The organism is Ferdinandcohnia sp. FSL W7-1320 (assembly GCF_038050315.1).
GTDB classification, from domain to species: domain Bacteria; phylum Bacillota; class Bacilli; order Bacillales; family Bacillaceae_L; genus Ferdinandcohnia; species Ferdinandcohnia aciditolerans.
In genome coordinates, this window is sequence record NZ_JBBPAM010000001.1 from 267,797 (window position 1) to 279,901 (window position 12,105).

A 12,105-nucleotide genomic window follows, 5' to 3' on the forward strand; every position below is an offset into this window, starting at 1 on the left:
GAACGGTGTTTTTTGCGTATTATGTTAAAGGCTTGTTTTGCTTTAATAAGTTTGAAGCGGGAAGCGTAATGATTTTTCCTCCGATTTGTACATGGATGGAATCATTAAATATTGCTTTTACTATCCCTTTTAACTGGACAGTTGAATTAACCGCGATCTCTTTTTTGGATTCATTATTGGTAGTCATGGCAATTCCCCTCTCAGGTTTTTATATTTAGAGGCATTAAAATAAAAACATTATATCCCATAATTATGAAAACTATACGTGTAAAATTATTATTTTATATTATTTTACCTTGAAAATTTTGTCTTGTGCAAGTTTGATGAATTGGTTTTTATTTCTTTTTTGGCGACCCTCGATAAACTGCTTCTCTAAGCTCTAAAGCATACTTATCAAAGTACGGCACTCCCATTTCGGCAGCAATACGTAATTCTTTTTCAATGTCATAGGGAACACGAACAATTTCGATTGAAAAAGGTGCGACTTCCTTTGATTGATATTCCCCGTGAAGAATTGCAAAGGTTGCTTGTGTCGTATCAAGCGGGTTACCGACACTTCCTACATTTAATAGAGTTTGCTCTGTATTCATTGGTTCAATCAAGGCAGCATGAATATCTCCGAAACCAATAATGTCTGGTGTCTTTTCCTCTAAAGGAATAATCCATTCAGTGTGATCAAACATTGCCCTTTTCTCCTCGTCGGAATGAATCATGGGGACAACACGGTGGTGGACGCTTTTTGCAGAGGCATGGTACAACCGAATGTATTTCCCACTCATATAAAAATCAAAATGAAAGGGAAGGGTTCCTAAGTATGAAAGGCGTTCTTTACCAAGCTGATTTCGGTGCCATCTAATTCCGTCATCAGGATGTTCATTTTGAATAAAGTCATCCCAATTTCCCAAAAGCACAACCTCACACACGTTTTGTATCCGGTCAACCGCGGCGGCTGAGTTTGGCCCTTTTCCTACAAGGTCTCCAAGACAAATGATGGTCTTGATTTCACGAGCTTTTATATGTTCCAAGACAGCTTCTAGTGCTGTAATATTTCCGTGTATATCGGAAATGAGCGCAATGCTCATGCTAAGGCCCCCTTGGTTTTAGTTATACTAATCTAATAATAAAATAGATTGAAAATTTTGTCATTATTAAATTAGCTAAAATTACTAAATATTCTTTCCATATATGTTTTGTCTGTTTAGAATGAAGAAAAGGGGGAGAGCGCTGTCATGGTTCAAAGGATGTTTTTATTATGTATGATATGTTTGGTTTTTATGTTAACTTCTTGTTCATCTCAAGAAATGAAGGAAGTTGGGGGAGTTGCATACGGGAATCACAACATTGAACAGAAAGAAGAAACGATTCCGAACGCAAGATTTTCTGTTGATTCATCCTGGAAAAATGAATACCTTCTTGAAATAAAAGGGGAATCTCCTTACCTAGAAAAAAAGACCGTAGCGTCCATGCAAAAATGGCGGGAAGAGATTATTGAATTCTCAAAAACTCAAGAAAATGTGTATATCAATGGTCCTAATAAAAAACAAGTGGCTTTAACGTTTGATGATGGGCCAGATAGTACGGTGACATCAGCTGTGATTGGGGTTTTGGATAATTATGGAGTCAAGGGGAATTTCTTCTTTCTGGGAAGTGAAGCCGAGAAGCATCCAGAGGTAGTGAAAGAAGCCTATGAAAAGGGGCATCTTGTTTTAAGTCATAGCTACCATCATGTTCAATTAGATAAGTTGTCCGAAGTTGAAATTCGTAATGAAATAGAAATGGCAGGGACTGCGATTGAAGAGATCATAGGTAAAGAGCCCGCATTGGTAAGAACGCCGTACGGCTCAACAAATGAATTGGTGGTAGAGGTAGCAAAAGAAAATAATGTCTCAATCATTATCTGGTCAATTGATTCACTTGATTGGGCTCAAAGAAGTACGGATGTCATATACTCCAATGTATTTTCAAACATTCGAAACGGTGACATCATACTCATGCACACAGACTCTGATGAGTACGATACATATGAGGCCTTACCACGTATCATTGAGGAATTACAAGAGCAGGGCTATGAAATAGTGGATTTAGAAACTTTGCTTGGCCAACCAGCCTATCAATAGAGGGAAGAATCGTAGGGACCAATCTAAATGAAACCTACGATTCTTTTTATCTATTTTTTCATAATTAATTTCCACGTATCGATAACAACACTAACGGATACTATGAATAAGACCATTGCCAAGACGGGATGCAAGGCCCCAACCCACGGTGCAACCCTTGTAAAGTTTGCGCTAAAATACATACTGAAGACGAGTACTGCAAGTCCAATTACATATCCATACCCCCACCGAGGCAATTTTCCAACGAAAGCTGCAATCAGCATAAGAACAAGTATATTAAATCCAAAAATATGAACAAGTGTTGTATGTTTCAACCAATTTTCGGCGCCTACAAAAATGGCCATCCCAGCTGAAAATACTTGTCCGATAATGAATAGCGCAAAAATTGCAGCAAATAAGAAGTAAATTCCTCGTCCAATTCGGATTCGAGTAGACGGTGTAGATTGTTCCATTCGTAAAACCTCCTTCCTTAGGAAAAGCGCCCGTATTCGAGCGCTTTGCATTATCTGATGTCCACTTTTCCGCTACTCACTTCAATTTTCACATCATAGGTACCTGCACCATGTTTACCTTCAATACTGCCTTTATTTCTTGTGGATTCATCAAGGGAAAAATCATTAGAAATATATCCGCTATTTGCTTTACCTTCTAATGTAAAATCAGCATCATTTGGTAAGTCAAGGTCAAGTAAGCCGGATCGAACATCTGCTTTAATCGAATCAGTAAGTTTTGAAATGCTTGCTTTTAATCGTCCAGAACGCACTTCAGCTTCAAGTTTTCCCTCATATTCATCAATGGTTACATTCCCGGAACGAACATCAATCTCACCACTTTTTGTTGTAAGATTCTTAATTCTAGAATTTCCAGAAGCTACATTGTGTGTAAAGTGTTCAGCAGAAAGGTTTTCCAAACGTACATTTCCAGATTGGACTTCGGTTGAGAGTTCGTTCATTTTCATAGGTGAACCATCGAATTCTAAATGGCCAGATCCTACTCTTAGTGAGAGTTCCTTTTCAAAGTCTTCCGGGATATAGACGGTAAGTTTCGTATTGTCAAAGAAAGGGAACCAGCTCCAGTTGAAGAATCCACGTTCATATGTGACTTCTATTGAGTCACCGCTTTTTGTAACATGTACTTCACCTTTACCTTTTAACTCTGCTTTTACGTCATCACGATTGTCAGGGATGACCGTCGTACTGATTGATGTTATATCAATTTCGATTTCATCAATTCTTTCCGTAACCTTAGCTGAGTCTCCAGAATTCCCAAAAGGAAGTCCAGGAATTCGGTAGAGGTTTGTCATTACGAGATAAGCCCCAATAAGAATGAAAAATATAATTAAGATTTTCTTCATTTTCTAACCTGCCTTTATCATTTATTCTAACCCTATCTTAAAAGAGGATTAAGAATTAAGTAACGCACCACCGATATATTTTTAATTAGGACCTGAGGCGTATTAAAAGAAAAAAGCAGATTGCTTCTAATACAATCTGCTCTACGTTGGTGATTTATGATTCTATTTTAACCCAGTCCTGCGACCATTTTTGAATTTCATCCATCAAAGGTTTTAAGGCCCGCCCTTTTTCGGTTAACGAATATTCAATGCGTACAGGGGTTTCTGGGTACACATGCCTTTTTACAATACCTTGATTCTCAAGATCTTTGAGTCTTTCTGAAAGAACTCTTCCACTAATTCCTATCGATGATTCAATTGTACAGAAACGCTGTGGACCTGAAAGAAGTTGATAAATCACGAGTCCTGTCCAGCGTTGGCCAAGTAAACTCATAGCTTTTTCAAATTTAGGACAAATTACACTTGAATCCATATTTCCCTCACCCCTATTTCTATATTATAGCGTATTGTAAGAAATTATAAACTTACTTGACATAATTTAATTACGAAAATATAATTACTTACATAAAGTAAGTTAGTAATGCGAAATTTAGGAGGCATAAAATATGAAATATCAACGCCCACCATATACATTTGTAGAGCTTGTAGAATTAAAAGTAACCGACTTACAGCGTTCCTTAACGTTTTATCAAAATATAATTGGATTTAAGGTATTAGAACAATCGGGTAGAAAGGCGCTTTTAACTGCAGATGGGAAAACAGCATTGTTATCAATCGAACAGCCTGAAAACATAGTTCCTAAGGAACCGCGTCGTACAGGACTTTACCATTTTGCATTGCTTTTACCATCCCGTGCAGAGCTAGGAAAAGTACTTTATCATTTAGTCCAAAATAATATACCAATTGGCGCGTCTGATCACGCAGTGAGCGAAGCCCTCTATTTAGATGATCCAGATGGAAATGGCATTGAAATTTATGCAGACCGCCCTGATACAGAATGGGAATGGTCAAATGGCGAAGTGAAAATGGTGACAGAGCCTCTTGATGGGCAAGGTGTACTGGCTGCTGCGAATGGCGAAAAATGGACCGGACTTCCAGAAGAAACGGTCATGGGTCATATTCACATGCATGTATCTGAACTAGCAAAGACAGAGGAATACTATACCAAAGGTCTTGGTTTTGATGTTGTAACTCGCTACGGAGGGATGGCATTGTTTATCTCAACAGGCGGGTATCATCACCATATTGGTCTAAATACATGGAATGGTGTAGGGGCACCTGCGCCATCTGAAAATAGTGCAGGGATTAAGCGGTTTACACTTGTATTACCAACCGAAAATGCATTACAAACAACCATTGAAAACCTAAAGAAAATTGGGGCATATGTCCAAGAAGAAGATGGAGTCATGGTAACAAAAGATCCTTCTGAAAATAAAATAAAACTTATTGTTGCATAGGTGACAATGGATAAAGTAGCTATCTTCGGGTAGCTACTTTTTTATTAGGGTGACAAAAGATACAGCTGAACAACTACTAGGTTGCTAGTTTTGTAGGAATGGATATGGTATAATTGGAAATGTGTGGTAGGCCTTTCTTTGTATAAGGAAGGCCTATATTTTTATATAAAAAAGGGAAGGGGAAACAAAAATGAAGGTGAAAATGAAATTTTGCAGAGTGTTTAATCCTAGCAAGGAGGATATCTACTATGAGCCATAAGGATTATTTTAATGATCAGCTCCAGTATATCGACCAAAACTTGCCAGAATTAAACAATCTCTATTCATCCTCCACACCATTTAATGAAAGGAATCGGACGTTCTTTAGTTCTTATGTCAATGAACTTAAAAGCTATGTGGATAGTGGTGCGGTAGAACCCATACCTAAGGTTTTTATTGGAACAAAGGTAACGGTTATGTTTGATGGAGAAGACGATACAGAGGATTATTATATATGTTTACCGAAACAATCTGACCCGGATACCGGATGTATCTCATTTTTATCTCCGGTTGGAAGACAATTGTTATTGTGTAAAGTAGGCGACAAAGTATTGCTGAGTACACCAGCGGGTGGCCTTCCGGTGATGATCCAAGATATAGCATTTGCAGGAAATTTAATTTTGCAGTAATAGTGTTGAAAATATAATTAAGCGCTTACAATCCACTTCCCTTTATATGCGTATAAAACGGAAGTGGATTTTTGCTTGTTAAATAGTGAATTATTCGTTAAAATAGCCTTTATATTGAATAGTAAAGTGATGATAGGAATCAGTAGCAGCTTATCTCCCTGTATTAGAGAGCCGGTGGTTGGTGAAAACCGGAACAAAGATAAATGTGAATTACCTCCTTGAGCTTTCTTTGTGAACTCATATTTAGTGAAAATTAGCAAAGAACGGACGAGCCGTTATTCGAATGAAGCGGAAGATACATATCTTCAATCAAGGGTGGTACCGCGTGCAACCACGTCCCTTTTTAGGGGCGTGGTTTTTTGTGTTTTCATCAGATTATTGGTGATCACGGACAAAGGTAGGTCAAGATTTGTACGAAATGTCTTTGAGAGGATGTCTCGAAGACAAAAGAAGTTTGAATTTAGGTTTGAATGTCTTTGAGGCGGTGTGTCGTGGACAAAAGTGGTCTAAGAATAGGCTGAAATAGCTCTGAGGCTGCATGACACAGACAAAAGCGGCAACAGATATGAAAGAAAAACCTAGAAATAATTTTAGTAAATGAACAAACCGGAGGGAAACCAAATGGAGAATTTTATTGAACAGTTAACAGGCGAACAAAAAATAGAACTGGAAAGACAATTTGCTATTTACACAAATGGGGTACAAGAGGTTGTCCCAGCACATGAATTAAAACAAAAAATTGCAAAGTCTATTGTGACCAACCAGCCATTAAAAGTGAAGCTCGGGCTTGACCCATCAGCGCCAGATGTTCACTTGGGACACACAGTGGTATTAAATAAATTAAAACAATTCCAGGAAAATGGTCATGTGGTCCAGCTTTTAATCGGTGACTTTACAGGGAAAATTGGGGACCCAACTGGAAAATCTGTTGCCCGTAAACAATTGACAGATGAAGAAGTGAAACATAATGCGAAAACATATTTTGAACAATTTGGAAAAGTATTAGACATGGAGAAGGTTGAGCTTCATTATAATTCCAAATGGCTATCAACGCTAAATTTTGAGGATATTATTAACTTAGCGGCAAGTATTACGGTTGCTCGTTTACTTGAAAGGAATGACTTCTCTGAGCGTTTAGAAACAGGAAAGCCAATTTCTCTTCATGAATTTTTCTACCCACTTATGCAGGGGTATGACTCTGTTGCCCTTGAAAGTGACATTGAACTAGGTGGAAATGACCAGCATTTTAACGTGTTAATGGGAAGACATTTACAAGAGCATTTTGGTAAAGAAAAGCAGGTTGTGATTCTTCTTCCACTATTAGAAGGACTTGATGGCGTTGAAAAAATGTCTAAGTCAAAAGGTAATTACATTGGTGTGGATGAGGCACCAAATGATATGTATGGCAAAACAATGTCCATTCAGGATGAAATGATGGCCAAATACTTTGATTTAGTGACAGACCTTGCTTTGGAAGAAAAGAATGAAATCAAGGCTACAATAGAAAATGGCACTCTACACCCACGTGATGCAAAAATGCTTCTTGGAAGAACAATTGTAAGAATGTACCATGGTGAGGATGCAGCTCAACAGGCGGAAGAACATTTTAAGACAGTCTTTCAAAAAGGTGTCATTCCAGACGATATTCCAGAAGTAATTTGGTCAGGAGAAAATAATATTTCGATCATTGATTTACTTGTTCAATTGGATTTACAAAAGTCTAAAGGAGAAGCTAGAAAAATGATCCAAAATGGTGGAGTCAAACTAAATGGCGAAAAAGTCGAAGATATACATCTTGAGCTTGAAATAACAAACGACATGATTGTTCAAGTCGGAAAACGTAAGTTTGTAAAAATTAATAAATAACAAGTAAAAGCGGGGCGACATCCATAGATGTCAGCCCCGTTTTTTTTTAAGAGCACCCAGTTAAGTCAGGGATTCTCTCTTTATTTTCCAATAAACATTTGTGACCAGTAGTTACCGCTAGCTTGGTGCCCAACTCCGATATGAGTAAAGTTTGGATTTAGGATGTTTTTACGGTGTCCTTCACTGTTCATCCAAGCGTTTACTACTGCCTCAGGTGATGCTTGTCCTTTTGCGATATTTTCACCTGCTGTCTTGTACGATACACCGAAATCCCTCATCATATCAAACGGAGATCCGTAAGTCGGACTTGTATGAGAGAAATAATTTTTTTGTTGCATATCATTAGCTTTTGTTTTCGCAACTTTACTTAAAGATGTATCGGCTTTAAGAGCAGATAAGCCATTTTTCGTACGCTGTGCATTCGTAAGGTCAATAACCTGTCTTTCAAAATTACTAATTCCAGCTGCAGGGGCTGGGGCAGGAGCAGGCTGCTGGGTTGCAGGCTGACGGTTTTGTTCAGGCGCTGTGTCACCTGCTGGGTAATCAGGCGCCGGAGTTACATTATTATTCGGTGCTGGTACAGCATTATTTCCATTACCACCTATAAAACGATTAAAATCGTTTGGAATTGCGTTTGTACCGTCAGGAGTACGAACAACAATTTTTTTATTGATAAATCGAGAATACTGTTGTTCTCCTCTTGCATGTTGTACGCTTGTAGTATGTGGATATCTATCACTTGACATTGTCGTGCGATAGGGACGGTCTTGTTTAATGATATAGCCGTTATTCACACTTTCAACGTTTGCTGAACGGTTATTGTCATCTGCAGCATTGTCGTTATTATTGTTACATGCGGACATTAAAAGCATTGCAGAGCCAAGAATCGCGATACCTGTTTTTGTAAATCTTTGCAATGTGAATTCCTCCTTAGCATGATTCGATTTACTTTTATATTTTGCTCTGCAGTAGCGAAAGTATTGGTGGTAATAAAAGAGAATCGGATTGGCAAAAAGCCATCGTACACCTTAACGAAAGTATCAACTTCCATTAAAATAAAGGAAGAAAGCAAATACAAAACCCAAGAGGTGAAAGCAATGAAAATCATTGATATTTCTCAGCCTTTAAGTCATACAACACAAGAGTGGCCAAATGATACCCCATTTAACTACGCTCTCACATGGTCCATTGAAGAAGCTTCAACAGTAAATGTCGGACAAATCACAACAAGTACTCATATTGGAACTCATATTGATGCTCCATTTCACTTTGACAATGAAGGGAAAAAGGTGCATGAACTAGACCTTGACTTATATGTAGGAAAAGCAAGAGTTATTGAGGTGTCAGAAAAAAAGGAAATCGAGATTGAGGATTTAAAAAGGTTTGACTTATCTGGTGTTAAACGGCTCTTAATACGTACAAATTCATGGAAAAATCGGGACCGATTTCCGACCGCCATTACAAGTGTAAATCCAGAAATTGCATTTTACTTGGCTGAAAAAGGGATTAAATTGATTGGAGTGGACACTCCTTCTGTCGATCAATTAGATAGTAAAGATTTACAGGCTCATCATCAATTGCATAAGCATGGAATCAATATACTTGAGGGAATCATCTTAGAACATGTAGAACCTGGAGATTATGAATTAATTGCGCTGCCACTCCCAATTGAGGGTGCTGACGGTAGTCCGGTTCGTGCGGTTTTGAAGAAGTTTTAGGAATAAAGAAAAATCCATTGTCATAAGAACAATGGATTTTTTAAACCTCTAAATGGAGGAAAAACAAGCGGGTTTAACAAGCAGCAGGTATGAGCTTCCTATTAACAAGCTCTACCTTAAATAGTAATTCCATTTGTTTGATCTCATACATTCCATTTTCATAAACGTACAAAACTTCATACAAATCGTTTTTATAAACGACTTTATCACCCAATTTCATGGAATACTACCTCCTAATTAATGCTTATCCTCAGTTTAATATATATAAATTTCAACTTCTATACACCTTTAGTAATATTCTGGTAGATAAAAGTGCGGATTTTCATTTGAATAATCGAAATATTTGATGTAAAACAACTTTTAAGAGTGGTATAGACAACTACACAGCCCGGTGATAAAATGAGTTGCAGTAATTAATCTGACTATCCTTTGGTTACACTAACGTGTAAGCGTTAAACATAATGAAATCATTCTTGAAATATTAATAGTTAAAACCGAAGAATAGCAGAAAATCACAAAAATAAAGGAGGAAATCATCATGATGAAATATCTTCAAAAACTTGGTCGTTCATTAATGTTACCGGTTGCAGTATTGCCTGCAGCGGCTATCTTGATGGGGATCGGTTATTGGATTGACCCACAAGGATGGGGTGGGGGAAGTCCGATCGCAGCTTTCTTAATAAAAGCAGGAGGAGCCATCATTGACAACATGTCGATACTCTTTGCAGTAGGTGTCGCATTAGGAATGTCGAAAGATAAAGATGGTTCCGCTGCATTAAGTGGGTTAGTGGGATACCTAACAGTCACAACCTTACTTGCTACAAATACGGTGGCAATGCTTCAAGGGGTTGATCCAACTGAGGTAAATGCAGCATTTGGAAAAATTCAAAACCAATTTATTGGGATTATCTCAGGTATTATTGCTTCCATCATGTACAATCGTTTCAGTGATGTACAATTACCTGACGCACTAGCATTCTTCAGTGGAAAAAGACTTGTTCCAATTCTAACATCTGTTGCAATGCTAGTAGCATCACTTGTGTTGTTATTTGTTTGGCCAGTTATTTACTCAGGATTAGTTGCGTTTGGTAAAGGTATTCTTGATTTAGGTGCAGTAGGTGCCGGATTATATGGATTCTTTAACAGACTTCTAATTCCAACTGGTCTTCACCATGCATTAAATTCTGTATTCTGGTTTGATGTAGCAGGTATTAATGATATAAATAATTTCTTAAGTGGTGCTGGCGAAAAAGGTATTACTGGTAGATATCAAGCCGGATTCTTCCCAGTTATGATGTTTGGTTTGCCAGCCGCAGCTCTTGCGATGTACCATACAGCAAAATCCACAAGAAAGAAACAAGCAGCATCATTACTAATGGCAGCGGCTTTCGCGGCATTCTTCACTGGTGTTACCGAACCATTAGAATTTGCATTCATGTTCTTAGCACCAGGATTATATGTGGTGCATGCTGCATTAACCGGTATTTCTTTATTTGTGGCAGCTACATTCCACTGGACTGCTGGTTTTGCATTTAGTGCAGGCTTTGTTGACTTTTTCCTAAGTCTTCGAAACCCAATCGCAAACCAACCATGGATGCTACTAGTACAGGGACTTATCATAGCGGTTATTTATTATGTGCTATTCCGTTTCCTAATTGTTAAATTTAATCTTAAAACACCTGGTCGTGAAGATGAGGAAATTACCGAAACAACTACACAGTCAGATGGTAAATCTAGATTCGCTAGTATGGCCGCTCAAATCTATGAAGGTTTAGGTGGAGATGAGAACGTAACATCGGTTGATAACTGTGTAACTCGCTTGCGTTTAGAAGTTAAAGACATGGATAAAGTTGATCAGAAAAAAATTAAAGCAACAGGGGTTCCTGGAATCAATATTGTTGGTAAAAACAGTATTCAAGTTATTGTAGGAACAAACGTTCAATTCGTTGCAGATGAAGTCCATAAAATTCGTAAAGAGAAATAAGAATGAAAAAGAGGCTGTCCTAAGTTGGACGGGTCAGAGTTCCAAAACGGTATATTTCAATACACTTTTAGCGTGAATTCACATACGAATTCACGCTTTTATTTTTTAAGAAACTGTTATTTGCTTAAGGGAAAGTCACTTCGGACACATACTTCTTGGGCATACCTTCGCTTGTCTGAAGTTAGAGTAACTTCAGACAGAATTGAGCAGAAAAAGCCCTTATCTTGTCTGAAGTAAGTTCACCTTCGGACAGACCTGAGCAGAAAAAGCCTTTGTTTGTCTGAAGCCAGCTCATCTTCGGACAGAACGGAGCTGCAAAAGCCCTTGTGTGTCTGAAGTCAGCATAACTTCGGACTCAACGGCGATGAAAATGCCTCTGCTTGTCTGAAGTAGGCCCACCTTCGGACAGACCTGAGCAGAAAAAGCCTTTGTTTGTCTGAAGCTAGCTCATCTTCGGACAGAACGGAGCTGCAAAAGCCCTTGTGTGTCTGAAGTCAGCATAACTTCGGACAGACCTGAGCTGAATATACCTTTGCTTGTCTGAAGTCAGCTCACCTTCGGACAGACCTGAGCTGAATATGCCATTGCTTGTCTGAAGCCAACTCACCTTCGGACAGACCTGAGCTTAAACTGCCCTTGTTTGTCTGAAGTCAGCTCACCTTCGGACAGAACTGAGCAGAAAAAGCCTTTGTTTGTCTGAAGCCAGCTCATCTTCGGACAGAACGTAGCTGCAAAAGCCCTTGTTTGTCTGAAGTCAGCATAACTTTGGACTCAACGGCGATGAAACTGCCTCTGCTTGTCTGAAGTAAGCTCGACTTCGGACTCAACCACGCTAAAAAAGCCTCTTCTTTTCTGAAGCCAGCTCACCTTCGGACAGAACTGAGCAGAAAAAGCCTTTGTTTGTCTGAAGCTAGCTCATCTTCGGACAGAATGTAGCTGCA

At 38.5% G+C, this 12,105-nt stretch carries 13 protein-coding genes and 1 other annotated feature; of the genes, 6 read left to right on the forward strand and 7 right to left on the reverse strand.

Features of this window, described 5'->3' with window-relative positions; genetic code table 11:
• Positions 1-19: 19 nt before the first annotated feature.
• Positions 20-187: a hypothetical protein gene (locus tag NST91_RS01330; protein ID WP_165918242.1), complete on the reverse strand. Its 168-nt coding sequence runs from the start codon at positions 185-187 to the stop codon at positions 20-22.
• Positions 188-335: 148 nt separating this feature from the next.
• Positions 336-1,082 (reverse strand): metallophosphoesterase family protein, encoded by a 747-nt coding sequence (locus tag NST91_RS01335; RefSeq protein ID WP_341329699.1) that lies wholly within the window; start codon positions 1,080-1,082, stop codon positions 336-338.
• A gap of 147 nt (positions 1,083-1,229) precedes the next feature.
• Here NST91_RS01335 and NST91_RS01340 point away from each other — a divergent pair, with 147 nt between their 5' ends.
• Complete coding sequence (locus tag NST91_RS01340) at positions 1,230-2,117, forward strand: polysaccharide deacetylase family protein (RefSeq protein ID WP_341329700.1); 888 nt, start codon at positions 1,230-1,232, stop codon at positions 2,115-2,117.
• A 50-nt stretch (positions 2,118-2,167) separates the two neighbouring features.
• Here the strand turns inward: NST91_RS01340 and NST91_RS01345 are convergent, their stop codons facing one another.
• The 3 genes from NST91_RS01345 to NST91_RS01355 form a co-directional block, all read right to left on the reverse strand.
• A complete protein-coding gene (locus NST91_RS01345) occupies positions 2,168-2,569 on the reverse strand; it encodes a DUF6220 domain-containing protein (RefSeq protein ID WP_341329701.1) in 402 nt (133 codons plus the stop codon).
• 50 nt (positions 2,570-2,619) lie between these two features.
• Positions 2,620-3,471, reverse strand: a complete 852-nt coding sequence (gene liaG / locus NST91_RS01350) for a LiaG family protein (RefSeq protein WP_341329702.1) — start codon at positions 3,469-3,471, stop codon at positions 2,620-2,622.
• A gap of 154 nt (positions 3,472-3,625) precedes the next feature.
• The gene (locus NST91_RS01355; RefSeq protein WP_341329703.1) at positions 3,626-3,943 is read right to left on the reverse strand and encodes a winged helix-turn-helix transcriptional regulator; all 318 of its coding nucleotides are present in this window, start codon (positions 3,941-3,943) and stop codon (positions 3,626-3,628) included.
• A 133-nt stretch (positions 3,944-4,076) separates the two neighbouring features.
• On the opposite strand from NST91_RS01355, the gene NST91_RS01360 reads away from it, so the two are divergent.
• The 3 genes from NST91_RS01360 to tyrS all read left to right on the forward strand — a co-directional run bounded on the left by NST91_RS01360 (position 4,077) and on the right by tyrS (position 7,462).
• A complete protein-coding gene (locus NST91_RS01360) occupies positions 4,077-4,928 on the forward strand; it encodes a VOC family protein (protein ID WP_341329704.1) in 852 nt (283 codons plus the stop codon).
• Between the two features lie 248 nt (positions 4,929-5,176).
• Positions 5,177-5,596 (forward strand): GreA/GreB family elongation factor, encoded by a 420-nt coding sequence (locus NST91_RS01365; RefSeq protein WP_341329705.1) that lies wholly within the window; start codon positions 5,177-5,179, stop codon positions 5,594-5,596.
• A gap of 120 nt (positions 5,597-5,716) precedes the next feature.
• Positions 5,717-5,940: a binding site (T-box leader), on the forward strand.
• Between the two features lie 277 nt (positions 5,941-6,217).
• A complete protein-coding gene (gene tyrS / locus NST91_RS01370) occupies positions 6,218-7,462 on the forward strand; it encodes a tyrosine--tRNA ligase (protein WP_341329706.1) in 1,245 nt (414 codons plus the stop codon).
• Positions 7,463-7,542: 80 nt separating this feature from the next.
• On the opposite strand, the gene NST91_RS01375 is transcribed toward tyrS, so the two are convergent.
• Entirely contained in the window at positions 7,543-8,379 is an 837-nt protein-coding gene (locus NST91_RS01375; RefSeq protein WP_341329707.1) for a CAP domain-containing protein, read from the reverse strand.
• Positions 8,380-8,550: 171 nt separating this feature from the next.
• Between NST91_RS01375 and kynB the strand changes: the two genes are divergently transcribed.
• Positions 8,551-9,180 carry an arylformamidase gene (gene kynB / locus NST91_RS01380; protein ID WP_341333461.1) on the forward strand — a complete coding sequence of 210 codons (630 nt, stop codon included), beginning with the start codon at positions 8,551-8,553 and terminating at the stop codon, positions 9,178-9,180.
• A 73-nt stretch (positions 9,181-9,253) separates the two neighbouring features.
• Here the strand turns inward: kynB and NST91_RS01385 are convergent, their stop codons facing one another.
• Positions 9,254-9,400: a hypothetical protein gene (locus NST91_RS01385; protein WP_341329708.1), complete on the reverse strand. Its 147-nt coding sequence runs from the start codon at positions 9,398-9,400 to the stop codon at positions 9,254-9,256.
• Positions 9,401-9,718: 318 nt separating this feature from the next.
• Here NST91_RS01385 and nagE point away from each other — a divergent pair, with 318 nt between their 5' ends.
• Positions 9,719-11,164, forward strand: coding sequence for an N-acetylglucosamine-specific PTS transporter subunit IIBC (gene nagE / locus NST91_RS01390; protein ID WP_121448450.1), 1,446 nt, complete (start codon positions 9,719-9,721; stop codon positions 11,162-11,164).
• Positions 11,165-12,105 lie beyond the last annotated feature (941 nt).